Source organism: Martelella sp. FOR1707 (assembly GCF_053484265.1).
Genome location: NZ_JBAKFP010000003.1, coordinates 224082 through 250035 on the forward strand (window position 1 = coordinate 224082; position 25954 = coordinate 250035).

At 62.7% G+C, this 25954-nt stretch carries 25 protein-coding genes and 1 pseudogene; 8 read left to right on the forward strand and 18 right to left on the reverse strand.

Annotation, left to right across the window (positions count from 1 at the left end):
• Positions 1-242: 242 nt before the first annotated feature.
• From V6765_RS08975 to V6765_RS08985, 3 genes are read left to right on the forward strand one after another with little or no spacing between them, the layout of a single operon-like run.
• The gene (locus V6765_RS08975) at positions 243-1112 is read left to right on the forward strand and encodes an ABC transporter permease (RefSeq protein ID WP_448427893.1); all 870 of its coding nucleotides are present in this window, start codon (positions 243-245) and stop codon (positions 1110-1112) included.
• A complete protein-coding gene (locus V6765_RS08980) occupies positions 1109-1975 on the forward strand; it encodes an ABC transporter permease (protein ID WP_448427895.1) in 867 nt (288 codons plus the stop codon). Before V6765_RS08975 ends, V6765_RS08980 begins: the two co-directional genes overlap by 4 nt.
• A 30-nt stretch (positions 1976-2005) precedes the next feature.
• Positions 2006-3001: an ABC transporter substrate-binding protein gene (locus V6765_RS08985; protein ID WP_448427897.1), complete on the forward strand. Its 996-nt coding sequence runs from the start codon at positions 2006-2008 to the stop codon at positions 2999-3001.
• Positions 3002-3102: 101 nt separating this feature from the next.
• Here the strand turns inward: V6765_RS08985 and V6765_RS08990 are convergent, their stop codons facing one another.
• A complete protein-coding gene (locus V6765_RS08990; RefSeq protein ID WP_448427899.1) occupies positions 3103-3300 on the reverse strand; it encodes a hypothetical protein in 198 nt (65 codons plus the stop codon).
• Positions 3301-3339: 39 nt separating this feature from the next.
• Here V6765_RS08990 and V6765_RS08995 point away from each other — a divergent pair, with 39 nt between their 5' ends.
• The 3 genes from V6765_RS08995 to V6765_RS09005 all read left to right on the forward strand — a co-directional run bounded on the left by V6765_RS08995 (position 3340) and on the right by V6765_RS09005 (position 8798).
• Entirely contained in the window at positions 3340-4527 is a 1188-nt protein-coding gene (locus V6765_RS08995) for an efflux RND transporter periplasmic adaptor subunit (protein ID WP_448427901.1), read from the forward strand.
• A gap of 11 nt (positions 4528-4538) precedes the next feature.
• On the forward strand, positions 4539-7823 hold the full coding sequence (locus V6765_RS09000; RefSeq protein ID WP_448427903.1) for an efflux RND transporter permease subunit: 3285 nt from the start codon (positions 4539-4541) through the stop codon (positions 7821-7823).
• 288 nt (positions 7824-8111) lie between these two features.
• A complete protein-coding gene (locus V6765_RS09005; protein WP_448427905.1) occupies positions 8112-8798 on the forward strand; it encodes a Crp/Fnr family transcriptional regulator in 687 nt (228 codons plus the stop codon).
• Here the strand turns inward: V6765_RS09005 and ureG are convergent.
• The 4 genes from ureG to V6765_RS09025 form a co-directional block, all read right to left on the reverse strand.
• Positions 8795-9406: an urease accessory protein UreG gene (ureG, locus tag V6765_RS09010; protein WP_448427907.1), complete on the reverse strand. Its 612-nt coding sequence runs from the start codon at positions 9404-9406 to the stop codon at positions 8795-8797. The two genes, V6765_RS09005 and ureG, sit on opposite strands and share 4 nt — an antisense overlap.
• 15 nt (positions 9407-9421) lie before the next feature.
• Positions 9422-10135: an urease accessory protein UreF gene (locus tag V6765_RS09015; RefSeq protein WP_448428778.1), complete on the reverse strand. Its 714-nt coding sequence runs from the start codon at positions 10133-10135 to the stop codon at positions 9422-9424.
• Entirely contained in the window at positions 10092-10568 is a 477-nt protein-coding gene (gene ureE, locus V6765_RS09020; RefSeq protein ID WP_448427909.1) for an urease accessory protein UreE, read from the reverse strand. The genes V6765_RS09015 and ureE overlap by 44 nt, the downstream gene beginning before the upstream one ends.
• A gap of 171 nt (positions 10569-10739) precedes the next feature.
• Positions 10740-11279, reverse strand: a complete 540-nt coding sequence (locus V6765_RS09025) for a redoxin family protein (protein WP_448427911.1) — start codon at positions 11277-11279, stop codon at positions 10740-10742.
• Positions 11280-11462: 183 nt separating this feature from the next.
• On the opposite strand from V6765_RS09025, the gene V6765_RS09030 reads away from it, so the two are divergent.
• The gene (locus V6765_RS09030; protein WP_448427913.1) at positions 11463-11735 is read left to right on the forward strand and encodes a BrnT family toxin; all 273 of its coding nucleotides are present in this window, start codon (positions 11463-11465) and stop codon (positions 11733-11735) included.
• On the forward strand, positions 11704-11982 hold the full coding sequence (locus tag V6765_RS09035; RefSeq protein ID WP_448427915.1) for a helix-turn-helix domain-containing protein: 279 nt from the start codon (positions 11704-11706) through the stop codon (positions 11980-11982). The genes V6765_RS09030 and V6765_RS09035 overlap by 32 nt, the downstream gene beginning before the upstream one ends.
• A gap of 14 nt (positions 11983-11996) precedes the next feature.
• Here V6765_RS09035 and ureC read toward each other — a convergent pair whose 3' ends face one another.
• From ureC to V6765_RS09100, 13 genes and pseudogenes are all read right to left on the reverse strand, one after another.
• Positions 11997-13709, reverse strand: coding sequence for an urease subunit alpha (gene ureC, locus V6765_RS09040; protein WP_448427917.1), 1713 nt, complete (start codon positions 13707-13709; stop codon positions 11997-11999).
• 23 nt (positions 13710-13732) lie between these two features.
• Positions 13733-14089, reverse strand: coding sequence for a GFA family protein (locus V6765_RS09045; protein WP_448427918.1), 357 nt, complete (start codon positions 14087-14089; stop codon positions 13733-13735).
• A 2-nt stretch (positions 14090-14091) separates the two neighbouring features.
• A complete protein-coding gene (locus tag V6765_RS09050) occupies positions 14092-14397 on the reverse strand; it encodes an urease subunit beta (protein ID WP_448427920.1) in 306 nt (101 codons plus the stop codon).
• A 13-nt stretch (positions 14398-14410) separates the two neighbouring features.
• Positions 14411-14713 carry an urease subunit gamma gene (locus V6765_RS09055; RefSeq protein ID WP_448427922.1) on the reverse strand — a complete coding sequence of 101 codons (303 nt, stop codon included), beginning with the start codon at positions 14711-14713 and terminating at the stop codon, positions 14411-14413.
• A 24-nt stretch (positions 14714-14737) separates the two neighbouring features.
• Positions 14738-15559 carry an urease accessory protein UreD gene (locus V6765_RS09060; RefSeq protein ID WP_448428780.1) on the reverse strand — a complete coding sequence of 274 codons (822 nt, stop codon included), beginning with the start codon at positions 15557-15559 and terminating at the stop codon, positions 14738-14740.
• Positions 15560-15868: 309 nt separating this feature from the next.
• Positions 15869-16564: an urea ABC transporter ATP-binding subunit UrtE gene (gene urtE / locus V6765_RS09065; RefSeq protein WP_448427924.1), complete on the reverse strand. Its 696-nt coding sequence runs from the start codon at positions 16562-16564 to the stop codon at positions 15869-15871.
• A 254-nt stretch (positions 16565-16818) separates the two neighbouring features.
• On the reverse strand, positions 16819-17577 hold the full coding sequence (urtD, locus tag V6765_RS09070) for an urea ABC transporter ATP-binding protein UrtD (RefSeq protein ID WP_448427926.1): 759 nt from the start codon (positions 17575-17577) through the stop codon (positions 16819-16821).
• A 107-nt stretch (positions 17578-17684) separates the two neighbouring features.
• Positions 17685-18749: pseudogene (gene urtC / locus V6765_RS09075) on the reverse strand (urea ABC transporter permease subunit UrtC); the annotation flags it as partial.
• Positions 18746-20368, reverse strand: a complete 1623-nt coding sequence (urtB, locus tag V6765_RS09080) for an urea ABC transporter permease subunit UrtB (protein ID WP_448427928.1) — start codon at positions 20366-20368, stop codon at positions 18746-18748. The gene urtB and the pseudogene urtC, both read right to left, overlap by 4 nt.
• A 111-nt stretch (positions 20369-20479) precedes the next feature.
• Positions 20480-21775, reverse strand: coding sequence for an urea ABC transporter substrate-binding protein (gene urtA, locus V6765_RS09085; protein WP_448427930.1), 1296 nt, complete (start codon positions 21773-21775; stop codon positions 20480-20482).
• Positions 21776-21930: 155 nt separating this feature from the next.
• Complete coding sequence (locus tag V6765_RS09090) at positions 21931-23550, reverse strand: ABC transporter ATP-binding protein (protein WP_448427932.1); 1620 nt, start codon at positions 23548-23550, stop codon at positions 21931-21933.
• Complete coding sequence (locus V6765_RS09095) at positions 23547-24689, reverse strand: ABC transporter permease (protein WP_448427934.1); 1143 nt, start codon at positions 24687-24689, stop codon at positions 23547-23549. Before V6765_RS09095 ends, V6765_RS09090 begins: the two co-directional genes overlap by 4 nt.
• Before the next feature lies 1 nt (position 24690).
• Positions 24691-25788: a microcin C ABC transporter permease YejB gene (locus V6765_RS09100; RefSeq protein WP_448427936.1), complete on the reverse strand. Its 1098-nt coding sequence runs from the start codon at positions 25786-25788 to the stop codon at positions 24691-24693.
• Positions 25789-25954: the final 166 nt, after the last annotated feature.

Sequence of the window (25954 nt, forward strand, 5' to 3'; positions counted from 1 at the left end):
AGAATGGGGGAAGGCTGAAGAACGCGGCAACCTCCAAACAATCTCCCCCCTTGAGGGGGAGATACCCCGACAGGGGCAGAGAGGGGTGCAGCGGCAGCCGCGCATTCTGAGCCGATCGGACAGGGTTCACCCCTCTCTGTCGCTTTCGCGACATCTCTCCCTCAAGGGGAGAGATTGGGGGGTGGGTTTTGCCGGCGCTGCGGCTTCCCGATTGGCGGCGCAGGGCCGGAAAGGACACCGCCATGCTGCGTGAGCGCGTCCTTCCCGTTGCCACCGTTGTGTTGGCCATACTGGCCATCTGGTGCGTGTTCGTCGTCGTCATGAACAAGCAGTTCGTCACCGATCAGGCGCGGCGCGCGGGACACGACATATCGTTTTCCGAGGTCGTGAAACAGTCCTACACGCTGGAGCGGCCGGTGCTGCCGTCGCCGCATCAGGTGGCGGCGGAGCTTTGGGATACGACAGCGAACAAGAAGATCACGTCCAAGCGCAGCCTCGTCTATCATGCCTGGATCACGCTGTCCTCCACGCTGCTGGGCTTTGCCATCGGCTCGGGTTTCGGCATCATTCTGGCGATCGCCATCGTCCATAACCGCACGATGGAGCGCTCGATGATGCCGTGGATCATTGCCAGCCAGACGATCCCGATCATCGCGATCGCGCCGATGCTGATCGTGGTGCTGAATGCGATCGGCATCACCGGGCTTTTGCCGAAGGCGCTGATTTCCACCTATCTTTCGTTCTTCCCGGTCGCCGTCGGCATGGTCTCCGGGCTTCGCTCGCCCGACCAGCTGCAGCTCGACCTGATGCGCACCTATAACGCCAATGACCGGCAGGTGCTTTGGAAGCTGCGCCTGCCATCGGCCGTGCCCTATCTGTTCACTTCGCTGAAGATCGCGATCGCGATCTCGCTGGTCGGCGCGATCATCGCCGAACTTCCGACGGGTGCCGTGGCGGGGCTTGGCGCGCGGCTTCTCTCCGGCTCCTATTACGGCCAGACGGTGCAGATCTGGTCGGCGCTGTTCATGGCGGCGATCCTTGCCTCTATCCTGGTGGCGGTTGTCGGCGTGGCGCAGGCTGCGGTGCTGAAGCGCATGGGGGTCAAGCCATGAGCGGTTTCGTCTGGTTTGCGCTCGCCTTCTGGATCTGCGGCTGGGCTTTCAACGAATGGCTGGTGCGGCAGAAGTTTTCCAATCGCGTGCTGAACCGGCTGGCATGGTTTGCCGTGCCGGTCATCTTCGGCCTCGCGATCCTGATCATATGGGAAGGCGTCGTCATCGCCTTCGACATACCGCCGATCCTGCTGCCGGCGCCCTCCGATGTCTGGGTGCGTCTCACCAACTCGCTGCCTATCCTCTGGGCCGATTTCCGCCAGACCTTCCTGAAGGCGGTGCTGATCGGTTATGCGCTCGGCTGCGGCTCCGGTTTCATCGTGGCGATCCTGATCGACCGCTCGCCCTTCCTGAAACGGGGCCTGCTGCCCTTCGGCAATTTCGTCTCGGCGCTGCCGATCGTCGGCATCGCGCCGATCATGGTGATGTGGTTCGGCTTCGACTGGCCGTCCAAGGCCGCCGTGGTGGTGGTTGCGACCTTCTTTCCGATGCTTGTCAACACCATTCAGGGGCTGGCTTCAGCCAGCGACATGGAGCGCGACCTGATGCGCACCTATGCCGCCACGTGGTCGCAGACGCTGATCAAGCTGCGCCTGCCGGCCGCATGGCCATTCATATTCAACGCGTTGAAGATCAATTCCACGCTGGCGCTGATCGGCGCTATTGTGGCAGAATTTTTCGGCACACCCACCGTCGGTATGGGTTTCCGGATTTCCACGGAAGTGGGCCGGGCCAATATCGACATGGTCTGGGCCGAAATTGCGGTGGCGGCGGTTGCCGGCTCCGCGTTCTACGGGGCGGTGGCGCTCATTCAGCGCGCCGTCACCTTCTGGCATCCCTCCGTCCGTTCGGGGCGGTCGTGATGCAACAAGCCAAAATAGGGGAACGTAACCATGAAATCGACTTTTATCGCGGCGCTTGCCGCAGGCGGCATGATGCTTGGAGCGTCGCAGGCCTTCTCCGCCGATGAAATCACGCTGCAGCTCAAATGGGTCACGCAGGCCCAGTTCGCGGGCTACTATGTCGCGCTGGAAAAGGGCTTCTACGAGGAAGAAGGACTCGACGTCACCATCAAGCCCGGCGGCCCGGATATCGCCCCGGCACAGGTGCTGGCCGGCGGCGGCGCCGATGTGATCGTCGACTGGATGCCTTCGGCGCTTGCAACACGCGAAAAGGGCGTGCCGCTCGTCAACATCGCCCAGCCCTACAAGTCCTCCGGCATGATGCTGACGTGTCTCAAGGAAAACAACGTGATGAGCCCGGAGGATTTCCCCGGCAAGACGCTCGGCGTCTGGTTCTACGGCAATGAATATCCGTTCCTGTCGTGGATGGCCCATCTCGGCATTCCGACCGATGGCGGCGAGGATGGCGTGACGGTGCTGAAGCAGGGCTTCAACGTCGACCCGCTGTTGCAGAAGCAGGCGGCCTGCATTTCCACCATGACCTACAATGAATACTGGCAGGTCGTGGATGCCGGCATTTCCGAGGACCAGCTCAACACCTTCAAATATGAGGATGAAGGCGTGGCGACGCTGGAGGATGGCCTCTACGTGCTGGAAGACGACCTTGCCGATCCGAAGTTCAAGGAAGACATGGTCAAGTTCGTCCGCGCCTCGATGAAGGGCTGGAAATGGGCCGAGGAAAACCCGGACGAAGCCGCCGAAATCGTGCTCGACTATGACGACACCGGCGCCCAGACCGAAAAGCACCAGAAGCGGATGATGCGCGAAGTCGCCAAGCTGACCGCCGGCTCCAACGGCGCGCTTGACCCGGCCGACTACCAGCGCACCGTCGAGGTTCTGCTCGGCGGCGGTTCCGACCCGGTCATCACCAAAGAGCCGGAAGGCGCCTATACGCTGGAAATCACCGACGAGGCGCTTTCCAACTAAGCCCATACAGGCAGCTAAATTTATACGCGCGGCATCGGTTCGATGTCGCGCGTATTGCATTTTTGCACCAGATCGGCTTTAAATCGAACCACCCGGTTCAATTAATGCGGCTTAAAGCGCGAGGCCATCTTGAAAAATGCCGGGTTGATGACGAACTGCCGCACGACGCGACGACGCAAGCCCCAAGGGCCGCTCTCGCGATTGCCATATTGAGATTTTGCCATGGCGGCAATCCGACCGCCCGGCGCGACACGTAAACAAGCTTGGAAATCCGCCATTCCGACGGAACGACAGCTCACGAGGAACCGGCCTCCTCCCGGCCGACTGGGGTACTTTACATGCCGAAACCGACCCGCCTTGCCGCCGCGACCGCCGTGCTTTTCGCACTTGCCGCCGCACCCGCCCTTGCTGCGGATGCCGCTGCGACCACCGAGCCGGCCGTCTCCCTTCCCGCCATCGTGGTAACCGATGCAACGGTAAAGCCGCTCACCGAGATTGTGCTGGCAACCGGCACCATCCGCCCGGTCGAGGAAGTTTTCGTGCAGCCGCTGGTGGAGGGGCTTTCGATCGAAACCATAAAGGCCGAGATCGGCGACCGGGTCGAGGCCGGTGCGGTGCTTGCCACCCTGCGCACCGACATGCTGGAGCTGGAACGGAGTAGCCTTCAGGCGAACAAAGCCAGGGCCGAGGCGAGCCTTGCTCAGTTGAAGGCCCAGTTGACCGCAAGCGAAGCCGCCCAGACCGATGCGCGCCGCCAGTTCGAGCGTACCAAGAGGCTCGCCGATAACGGCTCGGTCTCGACCTCTGCACTGGAGCAGGCCGAAACCGAAGCCCTGCGTGCCGATGCCAGCGCGGCTGCCGCCCGCGAGGCCATCGCGGTCGCCAACGCAGAAATCGCGGTCACGGAGGCACAGATCGAGGATATCGCGCTGCGCCTGGAGCGCACCAATATCAAGGCGCCGGTCGCGGGCGTGATCTCCGACAAGAACGCCCGGATCGGCGCAATCGCCAGCGGCTCCGCCAGTCCGATGTTCACCATCATCGAGGATGGCGCGATCGAGCTCGTGGCCCAGGTTCCGGAAGATTCGGTGATGAAGGTCGAAGCCGGCCAGAAGGCGGAAATCGAGCTCGTCGGCGCCAGCCGGCCGATCATGGGCACGGTGCGACTGGTCTCGCCGATCGTCGACGACGCCACCCGGCTTGCCGATGTGTTCATCAGCATCGACAACCCGGAAAGCGCGCGGGCCGGCATGTATGCCAGCGCCGAAATCATCACCAAGCAGGCGGAAGATCTCGCCCTGCCGCTGACCGCAGTCAATATCAGCCAGGGCAGCGCCACGGTGCGCCGCGTCAAGGATGGCATTGTGGAAGTGGTCGAGGTTGAGACCGGCATTCAGGACGGCGAAACCGTTCAGATCACAAGCGGGCTTTCCGAAGGCGACCAGGTGGTGGCCAAGGCAGGCGCCTATGTGCGCGCCGGCGACCGCATCAACCCGGTGCCCGCCTCCGCCACCGCGTCCAACTGAGGATCTGAGCGATGAATTTTTCAGCCTGGGCGATCCGAAATCCCGTAGCGCCGCTTCTGGCGATGGGTCTGTTGCTGTTCCTCGGCCTGCAGGCCTTCAAGGATATGGCCGTCACGCGCTTTCCGAATATCGACGTCCCTGTCGTGGCCGTAACCGTGGCCCAGTCCGGCGCGGCCCCGGCCGAGCTCGAAATGCAGGTGACCAAGAAGATCGAGGACGCGATCGCGAGCGTCACCGGCGTTGACGAGTTGAACTCGACGGTGACGGACGGCATCTCGACAACCTCGGTACTGTTCCGCATGGAAGTCAGCCCCGACGAGGCGCTGCGCGACGTCAAGGACGCGATCGACAATATCCGCTCCGACCTGCCGGCCACCGCCGAAGACCCCGTGGTGCGCAAGATCGACGTTGAAGGCCAGGCGATCCAGACCTTCGCCGTCTCATCTCCCAACATGTCGCTGGAGGAACTCTCCTGGTTCGTCGACGACAAGGTGGAGCGCGCGCTGCAAGGCATCAAGGGCGTCGGCCGGGTCGACCGCTACGGCGGCGCGGACCGCGAAATCCAGGTCTCGCTCGACGCCGACAAACTGGCAAGCTACGGCATCACCGCATCCGAGGTGAACGCGCAGCTGCGCCAGACCAATGCGGATGTCGGCTCGGGCCGCGGCCAGGTCGGCGGCTCGGAACAGGCGATCCGCACGCTTGGCGACAGCCGCAGCGTTTCCGATCTCGCCAACACCACGATCGCGCTTGGCGGCGGCCGGTATGCCCGGCTTTCTGACCTTGGCACGGTCACGGACACCTATGAGGAGCCGCGCACCTTCGCGCGTCACGGCGGCGAACCGGTGGTCTCCTTCGGCGTGTTCCGCTCCAAGGGCGCGAGCGAAGTGACGGTTGCCGACGCGGTGGCCGAGGCGCTGGACGAGGTGCGCGCGGAAAATCCGGAGGTCTCGATCTCGCTGATCGATGACGCCGTCTATTTCACCAAGGGCAACTACACCGCCGCGATGGACACGCTGTACGAAGGCGCGCTGCTCGCCATCATCGTGGTGTTTCTGTTCCTGCACAACTGGCGGGCAACGCTGATTGCCGCCGTCGCCCTGCCGCTGTCGGTGATCCCGACCTTCTGGATCATGGACATGCTCGGCTTCTCGCTCAATCTGGTGAGCCTGATCTCGCTGACGCTGGCGACCGGCATTCTCGTCGATGATGCGATCGTGGAGGTCGAGAACATCGAGCGCCACATCAATATGGGCAAGACGCCCTATCGCGCGGCGCTCGAGGCGGCCGATGAAATCGGCCTTGCGGTGATCGCCACGAGCTTCACCATCATCGCGGTGTTCGCGCCGGTGTCGTTCATGCCGGGTATTCCGGGCCAATACTTCATCCAGTTCGGCCTGACGGTGGCATTCGCCGTGTTCTTCTCGCTGGTGGTCGCCCGCCTGATCACCCCGGTGATGGCGGCCTATATGCTGAAGCCCTCCAAGCACAAGCACAAGGAAGACGCCGAGCACAATGACGGCCGGATCATGCGCGGCTATACCGCCGCCGTGCGCTGGACCACAAAGTGGCGCTATGCCACGCTGGTAGCGGCTGTCGGTATTCTCGCCGTATCGCTGTTCTTCATGGCACGCATTCCAGGCAGCTTCCTGCCGCCCGAAGATGCCTCGCGCATCGTGCTCTCCGTCGAACTGCCGCCGAATGCGCGGCTTTCCGACACCGAGGAGATGACCGACCTGATCGCGGAGCGGATCGAAGGCTATGACGGCGTGGAGGACGTGACCGTGCTGGGCGGTTCCTCGCCGCTGGGCGATCTCGAATATCGCCGGGCCACCATCACCGTCACGCTCGGCAAGCTGGCGCATTCGCTGCCCGAAGCTTTGGTCAACGACATGCTCGGCGGCTTGCCGCTGATCGGGCAGTATCTGCCGAAAATTCCGCCATCGGGTCGTGAAATCCCGCAATGGCAGATCGAACAGGAAATCCTGGCCGGGCTTGCCGATATTCCCGACCTTCGGATCACCAAGCTCAACGACCGCGGACAGCGCGATATCGAGTTCAACTTCCTCTCCGACAATGAGGAGGAGCTGCAGGAGGCCGTCGCCATACTGGAGGCCAGGCTCAGGTCCGAACCGATGCTGGACAAGGTTTCCTCCGAAGGCGCTCTGCCGCGACCGGAACTGAAAATCCGGCCCAAGAAGGAAATCGCCGCCCGTCTCGGCATCACCCCGGCGCAGATTTCCGAAACGGTACGCGTGGCGACCGTCGGCGATGTCGACGCCAATCTGGCCAAGATTTCGCTCGACAACCGCCTGATCCCCGTGCGGGTGCGCACCGATCTGGAACTCAGGCGGGACCTTGCCGCCATCCGTGCGCTGAAGATCAAAACCGCATCCGGCGAAATGGTGCCGCTGTCGGTGGTCGCCGATGTAGACTATTCCGAGGGCGTCAGCACGGTGCAGCGCTATGACCGCCACCGCGTGGTCTCGATCGGGGCCAACCTGCCGCCGGGGGTGGCACTCGATCCGGCGACCGCGCGGTTCCGCGAGATCGTCGAGAACACCGATCTTCCCGCAAGCGTAACGCTCGCCGAAAGCGGCGACGCCAAGATCCTCGCCGAAATGCAGCAGAGCTTCATCAACGCCATGATGCTCGGCCTGTTCCTGGTGCTGGCGGTGCTGATCCTGCTGTTCAAGGATGTGATCCAGCCGTTCACCATCCTGTTCTCGCTGCCACTGGCATTGGGCGGCGTGGCGATCGCCCTGATCGTCACCAACAACCCGATCTCGATGCCGGTGCTGATCGGGCTCTTGATGCTAATGGGCATCGTCACCAAGAACGCGATCCTGCTGGTGGACTTCGCCAAGGAAGCGATCTGGCACGGGCTCGACCGGCGGCAGGCTTTGGTGGAAGCAGGCCGCAAGCGCGCGCGCCCGATCATCATGACCTCGATCGCGATGTCGGCGGGCATGCTGCCGGCGGCGCTGGGCGTTGGCGAAGGCTCGTCCTTCCGCGCGCCGATGGCAATCGCGGTGATCGGCGGCATCATCATGTCGACCGCGCTGTCGTTGCTGGTGGTGCCGGCCTTCTTCATGATCATGGATGATCTGGCACGGCTTCTGCGCTGGGTCTTCGGCCGGTTCATCGGCAAGGCGGACCCCAACGACGTGGTCTACACCGCCGAAACCGCCGGACGGATGAGCGAGGCCAACCGGGCAAAGCTCGCAAGACTCGAGGAGCGGGTGGAGACCCTGGAAAGCGATCGCGACAATCTTTCCAAGCGCGGCATGGCATAAACGCGCCTGCCACACCAATGAACAAAGGCCGGCCGATTGCGCCGGCCTTTTTCGTCTGAAGCCCTCTTTCTCCCCCGGCGGCACGCACAGCATCAGGCCCGCGGTCCCCTCGCGCCTTCTTCAGCCCGGCGGCGCGCTTGGTTGATTGAAATCAAACCTTTTGCATCGCCGTCATAATAATTTGACGATAACGGCCGCTTTCTTTCGGACCGGAACGCGGTGGGCGAGATGCGAAGGAGCCGTTTTGTGCAGACACACCATCATAGCCACGCCATGGGAGGCGGGACAGTGAACACGACCATCAATGTGAGCGAACGCAGGAAAGCACAGTTCATTGCAACCGGCCTGACGGCCGCGGCGGACATGACGACGGTTAACAGACTGATGGAATGCGCCACCTTCGTCAACGTCGCGCCGCCCGACCTGCTGTTTCTGGAAGGCGATCCCGCGCAGCATTTCTACAGCGTCGTGACCGGCTTTGTCCGACTGTTCAGGCAAAACCATGAGGGCCGTGAGGCGGATATCCGGATCTGCGGGCCGGGCCACACGTTCGGAGATGAAATGGTCTTCGGCGGCGATGCCTGCCGCTACAGCGCCCAGGCCGCCGAAAATGCCACGCTGGTGTGCTATGACCTCGCAAAGGTGCGGGAGATTGCCAACACTGACGATGGCAGCCTGGCGCGCGTGCTCGCCGTCTCCCTGTCGACGCAATTGCGCGAAGCTGTCGATTGCGTGGCCGACGACCGGCTCAACACGGCGCTGCAGCGCGTGGCGCACTACCTGCTTGACCAGTGTCCGGAAGATTCCGAACCCGCCACCTTCCGGCTCGCCTGCCGCAAGAGCCTGCTTGCCGGCAAGCTCGGCCTTGCGCCTGAGGCCCTGTCGCGGGCCTTCGGCGCGCTCAAGTCCCTCGGCGTCAACGTTCACGGCCGCACGATCGAGATCACCGATATCGAGGCGCTGAAGCGGCTTTAGAGCCCCCCTGCCTCTCGCAGAAAGGCGGCAACCGCTTCGACGCCATCACCGCGCTTCAGGTCGGTGAACACGGTCGGGCCGCCATTGCGCATGCGCTCGGAGTCGCGCGCCATGACGTCAAGGTCGACCTCGACATAGGGCGCCAGATCCTTCTTGTTGATCACCAGCATGTCCGACCGGGTGATGCCCGGCCCGCCCTTTCGCGGGATTTCCTCGCCCTGGCAGACCGAAATCACATAGAGCGTGATGTCGGCAAGATCCGGAGAGAAGGTGGCCGCAAGATTGTCGCCGCCCGATTCGATGAAGATGATATCGAGATCGGGAATGCGCTTGTTGAGTTCGGCGATCGCCTGAAGGTTGATCGTCGCATCCTCGCGGATGGCGGTATGGGGGCAGCCGCCGGTTTCCACGCCGACGATCCGGTCGGAGGTGAGCGCCTGCATGCGCACCAGCGCATCGGCGTCCTCGCGGGTATAGATGTCGTTGGTCACAACCGCGACGGAATAGTCGCGGCCCATCGCCTTGCACAGTTTTTCGGTGAGCGCGGTCTTGCCGGAGCCGACCGGACCGCCAATGCCGACCCTGAGGGGTCCGTTTTCGGATTTCATCGTCTACCTCTTACGTTACGACCGGAACAGCCGTGAATGCTGGGTCTCATGGCGTAGCGCGGCGATATCGGCGCTGAAGGCGCAGCCGCCGAGATCATCCGGCGTGGACACCGCCGCCCGCGCCGCCTGGTCGAGTATCGGCTGCTCGAGCCCGGAAAGCACGGCAAGCCCGGCCACCTGACCCGCAAGCGACAGCCGGATCGCGGCCGAAATATACTGCGACACCTGGGCATGGAGATAGCCCTGACAGGCCACTTCCAGGCCGATGCCGTGTGATGCGGCAATAGCGCCGAAGGCAACCGGCAGCGGCGTCTCGGACGGCAGGGCTTCGTCACCGGGCGCGGACCACGCGCCGGCGGCAGCGACAAAGGCAGCGCCCAGCGCCAGTGTTTCGGCATAGCGTTCGCGCGAACCGGCAAGCGCTCCGGCAAGAGCGGCCGTCGCGGCAAGCCGCTCCGGATCGCCCGCCGCGCGATGGGCCTCGCACAACAGCACGGCGTCGTTCCACAAAAACCCGTGGCGGAGCGAGACGGCGAGCCACGCGGCGACGTCATCCGCGTCTTTCAGCAGCCGGTCATGCGCCGCGCGTTCGAGCCCGCCGGAATAGGAAAACCCGCCCAGCGGAAAGGCCGGCGACAGCCAGGACAGCAGCCTTAAAAGCGCGGCGCCCGAAACGGCGCCGCCGTCAATCGTGGTGATGGCCGTGATGGTGGTGGTCTCCGTGAGAATGTCCACTGTGATAAGCGCCGCGCACCGGCTGGAACGGCTCGACAACCTCATGCACATGCGCGCCGAGGCCTTCCAGCATCTGGCGGATCACGTGATCGCGCAGGATCAGGATCCGTCCTTCCTCGATCTGGGCCGGCAGATGACGATTGCCGAGATGCCAGGCAAGCTGGATCAGGTGCAGTTTATCATGGGCATGGATTTCATAGAGTTCCTCCGGCGCGGCGACGATCTCGATCGTGCTTCCGTCCTCCAACACCAGCCGATCGCCGGTGGCAAACAGGACCGCCTCCTTCAGGTCGAGCATCACGCTTGAACCGTCTTCAAGCTTCAGCGCCTTGCGGCGGAGATGCCGCCCGTCATGCGTCAACTCGACGCGGCCGGCGACCGCGCCGCTGGCCTCGCCCGCGGGAATGAAACTGGTAACGCGCTGCATGCTTTCCCCTTGATCGACCCGGTCTGTAACGATGCCGGGCGTTCCTTCCTTCATAACAAGATTGCGACGCTTGGCAAGCGCGTGCATCGCAGCACCCGGGACACGCCGCGCAAGAAAAAGGGCGGTCGTTGCCGACCGCCCTCGCTTTCCATTAAAGCGGTCCGAAAGGCCTCAGGCGGCCTTGGCTTCGCGCTTCAGGTTTTCGAGAATGTTCTGCGGCGAGGACACGCTGTAGGGGTCGGTCTCGCACAGGTCGGAGAAGCCCTCTTCCTCGAACCACTGCTCGACGACGCCATCATTGATGATGGCGGCATAACGCCAGGAGCGCATGCCGAAGCCGAGATTGTCCTTGTTGACGAGCATGCCCATCTTGCGGGTGAACTCGCCGGAGCCGTCCGGAATGACCTTGACGTGCTGGAGATTCTGCCCCTTGGCCCAGGCGTTCATGACGAAGGCGTCATTGACCGACATGCAGTAGATGTCGTCGATGCCCTGGGCCTGAAACTCTGGAAACAGCTTTTCGAAATCGGGAAGCTGATAGGTCGAGCAGGTCGGCGTGAAAGCCCCCGGCAGCGAGAACAGCACGACGCGCTTGCCCTTGAAATAATCGTCCGAGGTCATGTCCTGCCAACGGAACGGATTCGGCCCCTCGATGCTTTCATCGCGGACGCGGGTGCGGAAGGTGACGTTCGGAACTTTACGGCCGATCATGGTGATCTCCTTGCTCAGTCTTGGGAATTTTGTTGCTTGTGGCGTAGGGCGAATTTAACGATTCCAGACAGGGAATCAAAGGCCGGCAAGCCCTATTAGGGGTGAACGCATAGCGGGTATGCGCTGGGCGCATGGGTGGCTGCGTCGGTTGCAGAGATTACGGAATTTCCGTATAATCCTCGCATGGTTCAGCGCTTCGACCCTGCCAAGGACGCCATCAACAGGAAGAAGCACGGTCTGCCGCTCGCATTCGGGGACCGTATATTCGATGATTTAGAGCACCTGATCATACCGTCGATCCGCCCAATAGATGGTGAGGAACGGTTCAAGGTCATCGGCATGGTCGACGGGCGTTGTTTTACCGGCGTATTCGTTTGGCGGGACGATATGCCGCGCTTCATATCGGTAAGAAGGAGTAACAAGGGTGAAGAACGATCCTATCGTCTTGAGAGCTGACCCGACTGACGCCGAAGACTTCGATGTAAGCGCTTCAGCGGAGGATCGCGGCCAACGCGCTCGCCTGATCCGCCGGACGAGGACGGCGCTCGGACTATCGCAAACGGAATTCGCCAGCAGATTTCGCGTTCCCGTGGGCACGCTTCGCGATTGGGAGCAGGCGCGCGTCACCGCACCCGACTTCGCCGTCGCCTATGTCCGCGTGATAGCGCAATACCCGGATCTGGTTTCGAAAGTCGTCGCCTGAGCGACGCCCCCCGTTCAGAACAGGAAGTAACGCTGCGCCATCGGAAGCACGTCGGCCGGTTCGCAGGTCAGCACCTCGCCATCGGCGCGGACCTCGTAGGTTTCCGGATCGACGGAGATCTCCGGCGTGGCGGAATTGTGGACCATCGAGGCCTTGGAGATGCCGCCGCGGGTGTTCTTTACCGGCAGGAGCTGCTTGGAGACGCCGAGCTTGTGGGCGAGACCGCCATCGAGCGAGGCTTCCGACACGAAGGTGACGGAGGAATTGGTGCGCGACTTGCCGTAGGCCCCGAACATGTAGCGGTAATGCATCGGCTGCGGCGTCGGGATCGAGGCGTTGGGGTCGCCCATCTGGGCCGCCGCGATCGTGCCGCCGATGATGATCATCTCCGGTTTGACGCCGAACAGCGCCGGGTCCCACATCACCAGATCGGCACGCTTGCCCACCTCGACCGAGCCAATCTCGTGGGAAAGCCCGTGGGCAATCGCCGGGTTGATCGTATATTTGGCGATATAGCGCTTCGCCCGGAAATTGTCGTTCTCGCCGGTTTCCTGCGGCAGGCGGCCGCGCTGGCGCTTCATCTTGTCGGCGGTCTGCCAGGTGCGGATGATGACTTCGCCGACGCGGCCCATGGCCTGGCTGTCCGACGAGATGATCGAGAACGCACCGATATCGTGCAGGATATCCTCCGCCGCGATGGTCTCCTTGCGGATGCGGCTTTCGGCAAAGGCGATGTCCTCCGGGATCGATGGCGACAAATGGTGGCATACCATCAGCATGTCGAGATGCTCGGCGATGGTGTTGACCGTGTAGGGCCGGGTCGGATTGGTCGAGGACGGAATAACGTTCGAAAGGCCGCAGATCTTGATGATGTCCGGCGCATGGCCGCCGCCGGCGCCCTCGGTGTGGAAGGCATGGATGGTGCGGCCCTTGAAAGCGTTTACCGTGTCCTCGACGAAGCCCGATTCATTCAGCGTGTCGGTGTGGATCATTACCTGGACGTCGTATTTGTCGGCAACTGATAGGCAGTTGTCGATGGCAGCCGGCGTGGTGCCCCAGTCCTCATGCAGCTTCAGCGCCGCCGCGCCGCCCAGCACCTGTTCTTCCAGCGCGCCCGGCAGCGAGGCGTTGCCCTTTCCCGAAAACGCAAGGTTCATCGGGAAGGCATCCGCCGCCTGGATCATCCGTTCGATATGCCAGGGGCCGGGCGTGCAGGTGGTGGCGAAGGTGCCGTAGGCCGGGCCGGTTCCGCCGCCGAGCATGCAGGTCAGCCCCGCCATCAACGCTTCCTCGATTTGCTGCGGGCAGATGAAGTGGATATGCGCGTCCATGCCCCCGGCGGTGACGATCTTGCCTTCCGCCGAAATCGACTCGGTTCCCGAGCCGATGATGATGTCGACGCCGGCCTGTGTATCCGGATTGCCCGCCTTGCCGATGCCGGCGATGCGACCGTCCTTGATGCCGATATCGGCTTTCACGATGCCCCAGTGATCGATGATCAGCGCATTGGTCATCACCGTGTCGACCGCCCCTTCCGCGCGCGACGCCTGGCTCTGGCCCATGCCGTCGCGGATCACCTTGCCGCCGCCGAACTTCACCTCGTCGCCGTAATGGGTGAAGTCCTTCTCGACCTCGACGAAAAGCTCGGTATCGGCAAGCCGCACCCTGTCGCCGGTGGTCGGGCCGAACATGGACGCATAAGAGGCGCGGGACATCTTGAAAGGCATGAAGTTCCTCCTGGGCGGAAAGTTTATACGGCCGCGCCGTCGTAATGCTGTGAGCTGAGGCTGCGGGGATCGACCCCGTCGAGGCAATTGGCGTTGACCGCCACCATCTCGGCTCCGTCGGGGCCGGTGGCATAGGCAAAGCTCTCGATGCCGCAGGTCTTGCAGAAAAGGTGATGGATCTGATGCTTGTTGAACAGGTATTCGGTCAGGTTGTCCTCGCCGCTGTTCAACGTGAAGTCTTCGCGCGGCGCAAAGGCCAGCACCGAGCCGAGCCGCTTGCAGCGCGAGCAATTGCAGGTGATGGTGTGGCCGAGTTCGATATCGACATCGAAGTCGACCGCGCCGCACTGGCAGCTTCCGTGATAATGCTGAACGGCCATGATCAAAGCTTCCCCATAATGTCCTGTCGGAACCCGTAAACCGTGCGGTTGCCCGCAAACGGCACCAGCGTGACATCGCGCGTCTGGCCGGGCTCGAACCGCACCGCCGTGCCGGCGGGAATATCGAGCCGCATGCCGCGCGCCTTGTCGCGCTCGAAGGCAAGGCCCGGATTGGTCTCGAAGAAATGGTAATGGCTGCCGACCTGCACCGGCCGGTCGCCGGTGTTGGAAACTGTCAGCGTCACGGTCGGAAGACCGGCATTGATTTCAATCTCGCCGTCTGCAGTAATCAGTTCGCCGGGGATCATGTTGGTCTCCTCCTCACCGGATCGGTTCGTGCACGGTCACCAGCTTGGTGCCGTCGGGGAAGGTGGCTTCCACCTGGATGTCGTGGATCATCTCCGGGACGCCCTCCATCACCTGTTCGCGGGTGATGACATGGGCGCCGGCCTCCATCAGTTCGGCCACCGGACGGCCGTCGCGCGCGCCCTCGACGACGAAATCGGAAATCAGCGCGATCGCCTCGGGATAGTTCAGCTTCACCCCGCGCTCCAGCCGCCGCCTTGCGACCATGGCGGCCATCGAAACAAGCAGTTTGTCTTTTTCACGCGGCGTCAGGTTCATGCGGTTCTCTCATTCCGTTGCAACTCACAGATGCCAGACTTTCGGCAGATTCTGCCCGTCCCGCAAGACCTTGAGCGCGGGAATCAGGCTTTTTCGCAAACTATAGCCGTCGGCGGCGACAATGCGGGCGACGAGCTTGCCGTTCCACTCGCTGGCCCCGGCAGAAGCCTCGCCCAGCGCTTTGCGCACTTTCGGCATCAGCGCCTCGGCCTGCGGGCCGCAGTAGAGCAGTGTGGCGAAGGCGACGTCGCCGCCGAGCACCGCCGTCTGCGCCACCAGGTTCTCGATATCGCCGGTCATGCGCACGTCCTCGGCATGGATCAGCGTGCCCGAACGGCGCACCCGCCAGCGATCGCGGAAATTGCCGCAGCGCACCGCCTCGCCCATGGCCTTGCGGCCAAGCAGCACGGCCTCGATCGCAAGAAACTCGGCCGTTTCGGCAAGATCGACATCGAGCCTGCGGTTGAGCGAGGCGTCGTCGAACAGAATGGTTTCCTGCGGCAGCCAGTCGAGACGGGCATTGTCGCCAACCCTGATCTCGGTATCGATCGCCGCCGGGCCGCTGTCGGAGCGGTAGATTTTCTCGCAGGCCTGGGTGGTGGCCGTCAGCGCCGTGCCGTCACCCGCCTCCAGTTCCCATTGCAGCCGGTCGCCGCCGGTCAACCCGCCGGAGGTGTTGATCAGCACAGCCTCCATCGCGCCGTCGAAGCTTTCGGGAATGCGGATCTTGGCCGCGCCCTCCTGATAGAAGACATCAAGACGCGATTTGCCGCCGGCCGATTTCGCGCTCACGCGTCCCGCGCCCGATGTTCGCTGCGCCCCCGTGGTGAGGCCCGGCATCAACAGTTCCATCCCGCCGTCCATGCCCACTCCCGAAGTCGCGCCGCCTCACGCGCCACCACAGGCTGGCTGGCGCGCGCACTCGCCGATCCTGCGGTTTGCCCGCACAGTTCATGGTTCCAGCCCATTGCCTGTCCTTCTTATCATGCTGCTGTCGATCGGCTAAACGCAAGTTTCGTGCCGCATCGATAGCCGGGGGCTGGTCCTTTCAGAATTCCCTCTGCCTTGCCCGGCTTTGACAGAAGGTCAGACGCGCGAGATCACGGGCGGCTTCCGCAAAAGAGCACAAATTCTCCTCATTTGCGCATTGAAGCATCACACCGTCAGGTGCCGCCGCGCCTCGGGCGTGTCGAGCGTCTCGGCCGCGCCCTCGTGAACGATCACGCCGCGGTCCATAATATAGACCTTGTCGGCAAGTTCGCGGCAGAAATCGAGATATTGCTCGACCAGCAGAATGGCCATGCCGGTGCTGTCGCGCAGGTAGCGGATGGCGCGGCCGATATCCTTGATGATCGAGGGCTGGATGCCTTCGGTCGGCTCGTCCAGCACCAGGATCTGCGGCCGGGTCACCATGGCGCGGCCGATGGCGAGCTGTTGCTGCTGACCGCCGGAAAGATCACCGCCGCGCCGCGACAGCATGGTCTGCAGCACAGGAAACAGCGAGAAAATCTCGTCGGGAATGTTGCGGTCGGCGCGCTGCAGAGGCGCGAACCCGGTCTCGAGATTTTCCCTAACGGTCAGCAGCGGAAAGATTTCCCGGCCCTGCGGCACATAGCCGACGCCGCGCTTGGCGCGGGCGTAAGGCGCGAGCCCATCAAGCTTGTCACCGCCGAAACTGATCGTACCGCCCGATATCGGATGCTGGCCGGTAACGGCCCGCAGCAGCGAGGACTTGCCAACGCCATTGCGCCCCAGCACGCAGGTGATCTTGCCCATTTCCGCCGTCAGCGAGACATTCCGCAACGCCTGCGCAGCGCCATAGTGGAGGTTTACGTTTTCAATGGTCAGCATGGGGATGGGCCTTTCGACGGAGGTCAGGGCCAGCCGCCCTTGCTTGAGCACGTGGAGAGGCGAGGTCTGCCAGCCTCAATCTCCCCCCTTGAGGGGGAGATGTCGCGAAAGCGACAGAGAGGGGTATCGGACATAAGCCGCAAACGCCGTGCTCTCGGATAAGTTTCACCCCTCTATGCCCCTGTCGGGGCATCTCCCCCTCAAGGGGGGAGATTGTCGGGGGTTGACGCTGCGTCAGTGCTAAAATCATCCCCTCACCTCCCGAGATAATTCTCGATCACCTTCGGGTCGTTCGACACGAAATCGATCGACCCCTCGGCGAGCACGGAGCCTTCGGCGAGGCAGGTGACCTTGACGCCGAGGTCGCGGACGAAGCCCATGTCGTGCTCGACGACGACGACGGCGCGGGTCTTCGCGATCTCCCGCAAAAGCCGGGCGGTTTCCACGGTTTCGGCATCGGTCATGCCGGCGACGGGTTCGTCGACGAGCAGCAGCTTCGGCTCCTGCGCCAAAAGCATGCCGATCTCGAGCCACTGCTTCTGGCCGTGGGAGAGATTGGCCGCGAGTTCATCACGGCGCGCCGTCATACGGATCGTCTCGAGGATTTCCTCGATGCGGTCGCGGTCTTCGCCGGTAAGGCTGTAAAACAGGGTCGAAAACACGCCCCGTTTGCGGTTCAGCGCCAGTTCCAGATTGTCCCATACCGTGTGGCTTTCGAATACGGTCGGCTTCTGGAACTTGCGGCCGATGCCGAGCTGGGCGATATCGGCCTCATCGCGGCGGGTGAGGTCGATCGTGTCGGAGAAGAACACCTCGCCCTCGTCCGGCCGCGTCTTGCCGGTGATGATGTCCATCATCGTGGTCTTGCCCGCGCCGTTCGGGCCGATCACGGCGCGAAGCTCACCCGGATCGATGACGAAGGACAGGCTGTTCAGCGCCTTGAAGCCATCGAACGACACCGAGACATTGTCGAGATAGAGCAGGCTCTTGGCGCGTTTTTCATGAGGGCTCATCGGGCCGGCTCCTCTGCAATGCCGTCAATGCCGGCTTCGGCCTCTTCCGAGTGTTCGATCCGCTCCCTGGCGTCCGGACCTGGCTTCTTCGAAAACCGGGGCGCAAGCGTGCCGACAATCCCCTTCGGCAGGAACAGGGTGACGGCGACGAACAGGCCGCCGAGCGCGAACAGCCAGAAGGCGGGGAAAAGCCCGGTGAAGATGGTCTTGCCGCCATTGACGAGGATCGCCCCGATGATCGGCCCGATCAGCGTCGCACGGCCGCCGACCGCCGTCCATATCACCACTTCGATGGAGTTCGCGGGCGCGAATTCGCCGGGGTTGATGATGCCGACCTGCGGCACGTAGAGCGCGCCGGCAACGCCCGCCATCATGGCGGAGGCGACGAAGGTGAAGAGCTTGTAGTTCTCCACCCGGTAGCCGAGGAACCGCACCCGGCTTTCGGCATCGCGCACGCCAACCAGCACCTTGCCGGCCTTGGAGCGCACGATCGCCGAGGTAATGAAGAGGCCGATGGCGAGGAAGATGGCCGAAGCGGCGAACAGCGCGGCCCGGGTGGTATCGGCCTGCACCGAAAAGCCGAGAATATCCTTGAAATCCGTCAGCCCGTTATTGCCGCCGAAGCCCATGTCGTTGCGGAAAAAGGCCAAGAGCAGCGCATAGGTCATCGCCTGGGTGATGATCGAGAGATAGACGCCGTTGACGCGCGAGCGGAAGGCGAACCAGCCGAACACGAAGGCCAGCGCACCGGGGACCAGCAGCACCATCAGCATCGCGAACCAGAACATGTCGAAGCCATGCCAGAACCAGGGCAGCGATTGATAGTTCAAAAACACCATGAAATCCGGCAGGATCGGGTCTCCATAGACGCCGCGCGGCCCGATCTGGCGCATCAGATACATGCCCATCGCATAGCCGCCGAGCGCGAAGAACGCGCCATGGCCAAGCGAGAGAATGCCGCAGAAGCCCCAGACCAGATCGAGCGACAGCGCGAGCAGCGCATAGCAAAGATACTTGCCGAACAGCGAGACCAGATAGGTCGGCAGGTGAAAGGCGCTGTCGGCCGGAATTATGAGGTTTGCGAACGGCACCAGAAGGGCGACCGCAAAGAGGATGATGATCGCGATCGAGACCTTGCGGTCGAGCGAGCGGAAAAGATAGGCCGTGATCATGCTTCCACCGCCCTTCCCTTGAGTGCGAACAGCCCGCGCGGCCGTTTCTGGATGAACAGGATGATGAAGACCAGAACCAGGATCTTGCCGAGCACCGCGCCCGCATAGGGTTCCAGGAACTTGTTGAGAATGCCGAGCGAGAAGGCGCCCACAAACGTGCCCCAAAGATTGCCGACCCCGCCGAAGACCACGACCATGAAACTGTCGATGATGTAGGACTGGCCGAGGTTGGGGGAGACATTGTCGATCTGCGACAGCGCTACGCCGGCAAGGCCGGCAACGCCCGATCCGAGCGCGAAGGTGAAGGCATCAACCCAAGGCGTGCGGATGCCCATGGAGGCGGCCATGCGCCGGTTCTGGGTGACAGCCCGCATCTGCAGGCCGAAGGCCGAGCGCTTCATCAGCACCAGGAGGGCCGCGAACACCGCAAGCGAGAACAGCACGATCCAGAGCCTAGACCATGTGATCATCAGTCCCCCGACATCGAAGGAACCGGACATCCAGGACGGATTGCCGACCTCGCGGTTGGTGGGACCGAAAATGGTGCGCACCGCCTGCTGCAGGATCAGCGATACGCCCCAGGTGGCAAGCAGCGTTTCCAGCGGGCGGCCATAGAGAAAGCGGATCACGCCGCGCTCGATCACGAGGCCGACGGCGGCGGTGACGATGAAGGCGACCGGAAGCGCGATTGCCAGCGACCAGTCGAAAAGGTGCGGATAGGACGTGCGGATCACCTGCTGGACGACGAAGGTGGAATAGGCCCCGATCATCACCATTTCGCCATGGGCCATGTTGATGACGCCCATCACGCCGAAGGTGATCGCAAGACCGATGGCAGCAAGCAGCAGCACGGAGCCGAGCGACAGACCGTACCAGACATTCTGGGCCACATCCCAGAAGGCAAGGCGCTTTTCTATCTTCGCCTGCGCGGCATCGATCTCATCCTGCAGATCGGGGCCGACGCTGGAACGCGCCGACAGCAAAATGGAGATCGCCTCGCGCCCGCCGATATCGGCAATATCGGAAATGGCTTCGGCCTTTTCCTCCGGGCTGCGATCGGAATTCAGCACCGAGACGGCCCGCGCCTGCGAAAGAACTGTCGCGATCTCGCCGTCCTCTTCCTTCTCAAGCGCCTGCTCGATCAGGATCAGATTGTCCTCGCTTGGCGCCTTCAGCAGCGACTGCGCGGCCGAAAGCCTTGTGTCTCGCTTCGGGCTCATCAGCGTCATGCCGGCAAGGGCGGCATCGATGGTGGAGCGGAGATTGTTGTTGACCTTGACCTTGTCGAGGTCGCGCTTGGAGACTTCGCCGGCCTCCTCGCCGGTCACCGGATCGATCAGCAGAAGATTGCGGCTTGAGGAGCCCTTGCGTGTGATGAAAACCTTGCCGTCGCTCTTGCGGGCGTAGAGGTCGCCGGCTGCAAGCGCCTTCAGCGCGGGCACCGCGGCATCATCGCCGGTGGCGGCCAGTTCGTTGACCAGGGTTTCAGTCTGACCGAAGCTGCGGGAGGAACCGAACCGGTCGATCGCGCCGGCAAGGTCGGTCTGGGCAAAAGAAGAAAGGGGCGCACATGTCAGAAACAAAATGGCTACTAAAACGAATGCTCTGAAACAGTGCATCTGGAATATCTTGGACACATGCGCCCCCATTATCGACGGCCTCGCAATATCCGGCCGCCCCCCTGTTGACCGGGCGCGATCGGTCTGATCGCGCCCGGCGTCGAGCTCAGTTTACTCGGACATGCCGCCGCATTTCCCGGTCTCGACATTGAAGTTGCCGCACGACATCGGAGCGCGCCAGTCGGCAATCAGGTTCTTCGAGTCCGGCAGGAAATCGGACCATGCATCGCCGGCGACGAGGCCGGGCGTTTCGTAGACGATGTCGAACTGACCATCATCCTGGATCTCGCCGATCAGCACCGGCTTGGTGATGTGGTGGTTCGGCATCATCGCCGAATAGCCGCCGGAAAGGTTCGGAACGGAGATGCCGACCAGCGCGTCGATGACGGCATCCGGATCGGTGGTGCCGGCCTTTTCAACCGCCTTCACCCACATGTTGAAGCCGATGTAATGGGCTTCCATCGGGTCGTTGGTCACGCGGGCATCATCGCCGGTGAAGGCGTGCCATGCGTCGATGAAGTCGTAATTGGCGTCGGTATCGACGGACTGGAAGTAGTTCCAGGCGGCCAGATGGCCGACCAGCGGGCCGGTATCGAGACCGGCAAGCTCTTCCTCGCCGACCGAGAAGGCGACCACCGGAATATCGGAGGCCGAGATGCCCTGATTGGCGAGTTCCTTGTAGAACGGCACATTGGCGTCGCCGTTGATGGTGGAGACGACGGCGGTCTTCTTGCCTTCCGAACCGAAATTCTTGATGTCGGAGACGATCGTCTGCCAGTCGGAGAAGCCGAACGGCGTGTAGTTGATCATGATGTCTTCTTCGGCAACGCCGTGATCCTTGAGATAGGCTTCGAGGATCTTGTTGGTGGTGCGCGGATAGACATAGTCGGTGCCGGCCAGCACCCAGCGCTCGACGCCGTCATTTTCCATCAGGTAGTCGACGGCGGGAATGGCCTGCTGGTTGGGCGCGGCACCCGTATAGAAGACGTTGCGCTGGCTTTCCTCGCCCTCATACTGGACGGGGTAGAACAGGATGTTGTCGAGTTCCTCGAACACCGGCAGAACCGATTTGCGCGACACCGAAGTCCAGCAACCGAACACGGCGGCAACATTGTCGCCCTCGATCAGCTCGCGCGCCTTTTCTGCGAAGAGCGGCCAGTCCGATGCCGGATCGACAACCACGGCCTCGAGCTGCTTGCCCAGAAGACCGCCCTTCTCATTCTGCTGCTCGATCAGCATCAGCATGGCGTCTTTCAGCGTGGTTTCCGAAATCGCCATCGTGCCGGACAGCGAATGCAGGATGCCGACCTTGATCGTGTCTTCCTGGGCATAGGCCATGCCGCCCATGCCGGCGGTGGTGAGCGCGGCGAGAAGCGCGGCGCTGGTCAATCCCTTTGTGAAATTCATCGTTTTGTTCCCCTCAACGACTATCGCCTGAACGGCTTTTGGAATTCGCGACGCCGCGAGAACGGCGCCTCGACCAACTATCGTTGAGGGCGGGAAAACCCCACATACGCAATTTGACGTAGTTGAGGGGGAAAACGACGGAGCCGGCAGAAAGGTCAGTCGGCCTCGACCGGCTCGATATCGAAGGCGGCGGCCAGCAGCGCCCTGGTATATTCGGCCTGCGGATTTTCGAAAACGTCCTTCGCCGGTCCGCGCTCCACCACCTCGCCAAGCCGCATGACGATGATCTCGTTCGCCAGCGCGCGCACCACTTTCAGGTCGTGGCTGATGAACAGATAGGCGAGATTGTGCTTCTTCTGCAGCGCGGAAAGCAGGTCGACCACCTGCGCCTGCACGCTCATGTCGAGCGCGGAGGTCGGCTCGTCGAGCATCACGAAGCGTGGTTTGAGCACCATGGCGCGGGCAATCGCGACGCGCTGGCGCTGGCCGCCGGAGAACTCGTGCGGATAGCGCCAGCGGGTGGCGGCGTCGAGCCCCACTTCCTCCAGCGCCGCGCCGACGCGGGCTTCGCGCTCGGCGGCGGAAAGCCCGCACTCGTGGATCTTCAGCCCCTCGGCGATGATCTCGCCGATCGACATGCGCGGCGATAGCGAGCCATAGGGGTCCTGAAACACAATCTGCATCTGCTCGCGCAGCGGCTTCATCGCCTTGAAACTGTAGGCGTCGATATCCTTGCCGACGAAGGCGATCCGGCCTTCGGACGAGATCATCCGCGTCAGCGCCAGACCGAGCGTAGTCTTGCCCGACCCGCTCTCGCCGACGACGCCGAGCGTCTCGCCGGCCCTCAGCTTCAGCGAAATGCCGTTGACGGCCTTGACGTGATCGACGGTCTTGCGCAACAGCCCGGTCTTGACCGGGAACCAGACCTTCAGATTGTCCGCCTCCATCACCACTTCGCGCGCCGGATCATGCGCCGGCGGCGTGCCCTTCGGCTCGGCGGCGAGCAGGTGTTTTGTGTAGTCATGCTGCGGGTCATCGAAAATCTCGGCAACGGGGCCGTGTTCGACGATCTTGCCCTTGGTCATGACGCAGACGCGATCGGCGAATTTACGCACGATGCCGAGATCATGGGTGATGAACAGCATCGACATGCCATGGTCGCGCTGAAGCGACTTCAGGAGTTTCAGGATCTGCGCCTGCACCGTCACATCAAGCGCGGTCGTCGGCTCGTCGGCGATCAGCAGTTTCGGACGGTTGGCGAGCGCCATCGCGATCATCACGCGCTGGCGCTGTCCGCCGGAAAGCTCATGCGGGAAGGCGCCAAGCCGCTTTTCCGCCTCGCGAATGCCGACCTCGTTCAGGAGCTCCAATATCCGCTTGCGCGCCGCAGCGCCCGTCATCCCGGCATGCAGCGCCAGCGTCTCGCCCACCTGGCGCTCGACCGTGTGGAGCGGGTTGAGCGAGGTCATCGGCTCCTGGAAGATCTGGGTGATATCGCCGCCGCGCACTTCGCGCAGGGTCCTGTCATCGGCTTTCAGGAGGTCACGACCCGCAAACAGGATCTCACCGCTCGGATGGCTGGCCGCCGGATAGGGCAGCAGCCTCAGCACGGAAGCTGCAGTTACCGATTTGCCGGAGCCCGATTCGCCGACCAGCGCCACCACCTCGCCCGGCATGATGTCGAACGACACCCGGTCGACGGCAAGGCTGTCCGCCCCGCCCTGGCGGAAGGCGACGGAAAGGTCCTTGACGGAAAGAAGAGGCGTCTTGCTCATTGGAACGTCTTCCTCGGATCAAACGCATCGCGCACCGCCTCGCCGACGAACACCAGCAGCGACAGCATGATCGACAGCGTCATGAAGGCGGTGATGCCGAGCCAGGGGGCCTGCAGATTGCTCTTGCCCTGGTTGACAAGCTCGCCGAGCGAGGGCGAGCCCGGCGGCATGCCGAAGCCCAGGAAATCGAGCGAGGTCAGCGTCACGATCGCGCCCGACAGGATGAACGGCACGAAGGTCAAGGTCGCCACCATCGCGTTCGGCAGCAGGTGGCGGAACATGATCGTGCCATTGCCGACGCCGAGCGCGCGGGCGGCACGGACATATTCGAAATTGCGCGCCCTTAAGAATTCCGCGCGCACCACCGCCACGAAACTGACCCAGGAGAATACCAGCATGACGCCGAGCAGCACCCAGAAGCCGGGCGGCAGGATCGCGGCGATGATGAGAAGAATGTAGAGCGTCGGCAGCGACGACCAGATCTCGATGAAGCGCTGCATCAAAAGATCGACCCAGCCGCCGAAATAGCCCTGCACCGCGCCGGCACTGACGCCGATGACGGCCGAGAATCCGGTGAGCAGCAGGCCGAACAGCACCGATATGCGGAACCCGTAGATCACCCGCGCCAAAACGTCGCGCGCAAGATCGTCGGTGCCGAGCCAGTTCATATTTCCGAGCACGCAGGCCGGATCATCGACGCCCTGCGGGTAGCCCGCGCAGCGCTCCTCCTTGCTCATCAGCCAAAAGGGCGGCGTTGGCGCGGAATAGGGCACATTGGCGTTGATCGTGCGATAGGAATAGCGCACCGGCGGCCAGATCATCCAGCCATTGGCCTCGATCTCGTCGCGAATGAAGCCCGAGCGGTAATCGGTGACGGCAAGAAAGCCCCCGAATTTCTCCTCGGGATAATCGACAAGCACCGGAAACAGGATTTCGCCGTTATAGGAGGCGATCAGCGGCTTGTCGTTGGCGACGAATTCCGCGCCAAGGCTGATGATGAACAGGAACAGGAAAATCCAGAGCGACCAGAAACCGCGCCGGTTCGCCTTGAAGTTCTGCCAGCGACGGAGGTTCATCGGCGACAGGATGCCTGATTTCGGCACGTTTGCCGCCACATCGGGGGATGCGAGTTCGCTCATCTCACACATCCCTCTTTTCGAAGTCGATGCGCGGATCGATCCAGGTGTAGATCAGGTCGGAGATGAGCCCGATCACCAGCCCGAGCAGCGAGAAGATATAAAGCGTGGCGAACACCACCGGATAGTCGCGATTGACCAGCGACAGATAGCCGAGCCGGCCGAGACCATCGAGCGAGAACACGTTCTCGATCAGGAGCGAGCCGGTGAAGAAGGCCAGGATGAACGAGCCCGGGAAGCCCGCGATCACGATCAGCATCGCGTTGCGGAACACGTGGCCGTAAAGCACCCTGTTCTCGGTCAGCCCCTTGGCGCGGGCGGTGACGACATATTGCTTGCCGATCTCGTCGATGAACGAGTTCTTGGTCAAAAGCGTGGTGGTGGCAAACGACGACACCGACAGCGCGATCAGCGGCAGCGCCAGATGCCAGAAATAGTCGAGCGGCTTCCGCCACAAGGGCAGTTGCGCGAAATTGTCGGAGACCAGGCCGCGCAGCGGAAACCAGTCGAAGAAGGAGCCGCCGGCAAACAGGATGATCAGCAGGATGCCGAGCAGGAAGCCCGGAATGGCATAGCCGATCACGATCACGCCGGAAGTCCAGACATCGAAGCGCGAACCGTCCTTCACCGCCTTGCGGATGCCGAGCGGGATCGAAATGCCGTAGGACAGGATCAGCACCCACACGCCGAGCGAAATCGACACCGGCAGCTTGTCGATGATGAGGTCGATGACGGAGGAATTGCGAAAGAAGCTGTCGCCGAAATTGAAGGTCGCGAAATCCCGCATCATCAGCAGGTAACGGGTCAGCGGCGGCTTGTCGAAGCCGAACTGGCGCTCGAGATCGGCGATCAACTCAGGATCGAGCCCCTGCGCCCCGCGATAGCTGGAGGAGGAGGAACTGTCGAAACTGTCCATCGACATGCCGGCATCGGAGCCACCGGAAATCCGGCTTTCCGCGCCGCCGCCCTGCCCGTTGATCTCGGCGATCACCTGTTCCACCGGCCCGCCCGGCGCGAACTGCACGATGATGAACGATATCGTCATGATCCCGATCAGCGTCGGGATCATCAACAGGATGCGGCGAAGGATGTAGGAGCCCATCAGGCGTGTCCTCTGACAGAGCCTGACCGCATAGCCCCCCTCAATCTCCCCCCTTGAGGGGGAGATGTCGCGAACGCGACAGAGAGGGGTAATGGGCGTAAACCGCCCGCTCCGAATTTGCCGAAACGGTTCACCCCTCTCTGCCCCTGTCGGGGCATCTCCCCCT

Bases quoted from the DNA above. Each gene is read 5' to 3' on its own strand.
- V6765_RS08985 (WP_448427897.1), top strand. From the start codon at position 2,006: ATGAAATCGACTTTTATCGCGGCGCTTGCCGCAGGCGGCATGATGCTT.
- ureE (WP_448427909.1), bottom strand. From the start codon at position 10,568: ATGCAGCGCGTTACCAGTTTCATTCCCGCGGGCGAGGCCAGCGGCGCG.
- V6765_RS09055 (WP_448427922.1), bottom strand. From the start codon at position 14,713: ATGAACCTGACGCCGCGTGAAAAAGACAAACTGCTTGTTTCGATGGCC.
- urtE (WP_448427924.1), bottom strand. From the start codon at position 16,564: ATGCTGACCATTGAAAACGTAAACCTCCACTATGGCGCTGCGCAGGCG.
- V6765_RS09000 (WP_448427903.1), top strand. From the start codon at position 4,539: ATGAATTTTTCAGCCTGGGCGATCCGAAATCCCGTAGCGCCGCTTCTG.
- V6765_RS09025 (WP_448427911.1), bottom strand. From the start codon at position 11,279: ATGATCGGCCGTAAAGTTCCGAACGTCACCTTCCGCACCCGCGTCCGC.
- urtD (WP_448427926.1), bottom strand. From the start codon at position 17,577: ATGAGCCCTCATGAAAAACGCGCCAAGAGCCTGCTCTATCTCGACAAT.
- urtA (WP_448427930.1), bottom strand. From the start codon at position 21,775: ATGAATTTCACAAAGGGATTGACCAGCGCCGCGCTTCTCGCCGCGCTC.
- V6765_RS08995 (WP_448427901.1), top strand. From the start codon at position 3,340: ATGCCGAAACCGACCCGCCTTGCCGCCGCGACCGCCGTGCTTTTCGCA.
- ureG (WP_448427907.1), bottom strand. From the start codon at position 9,406: ATGAAATCCGAAAACGGACCCCTCAGGGTCGGCATTGGCGGTCCGGTC.
- urtB (WP_448427928.1), bottom strand. From the start codon at position 20,368: ATGCACTGTTTCAGAGCATTCGTTTTAGTAGCCATTTTGTTTCTGACA.
- V6765_RS09045 (WP_448427918.1), bottom strand. From the start codon at position 14,089: ATGGCCGTTCAGCATTATCACGGAAGCTGCCAGTGCGGCGCGGTCGAC.
- V6765_RS09100 (WP_448427936.1), bottom strand. From the start codon at position 25,788: ATGGGCTCCTACATCCTTCGCCGCATCCTGTTGATGATCCCGACGCTG.
- V6765_RS08980 (WP_448427895.1), top strand. From the start codon at position 1,109: ATGAGCGGTTTCGTCTGGTTTGCGCTCGCCTTCTGGATCTGCGGCTGG.
- V6765_RS08975 (WP_448427893.1), top strand. From the start codon at position 243: ATGCTGCGTGAGCGCGTCCTTCCCGTTGCCACCGTTGTGTTGGCCATA.
- V6765_RS09030 (WP_448427913.1), top strand. From the start codon at position 11,463: ATGGTTCAGCGCTTCGACCCTGCCAAGGACGCCATCAACAGGAAGAAG.
- ureC (WP_448427917.1), bottom strand. From the start codon at position 13,709: ATGCCTTTCAAGATGTCCCGCGCCTCTTATGCGTCCATGTTCGGCCCG.
- V6765_RS09090 (WP_448427932.1), bottom strand. From the start codon at position 23,550: ATGAGCAAGACGCCTCTTCTTTCCGTCAAGGACCTTTCCGTCGCCTTC.
- V6765_RS09050 (WP_448427920.1), bottom strand. From the start codon at position 14,397: ATGATCCCCGGCGAACTGATTACTGCAGACGGCGAGATTGAAATCAAT.
- V6765_RS09095 (WP_448427934.1), bottom strand. From the start codon at position 24,689: ATGAGCGAACTCGCATCCCCCGATGTGGCGGCAAACGTGCCGAAATCA.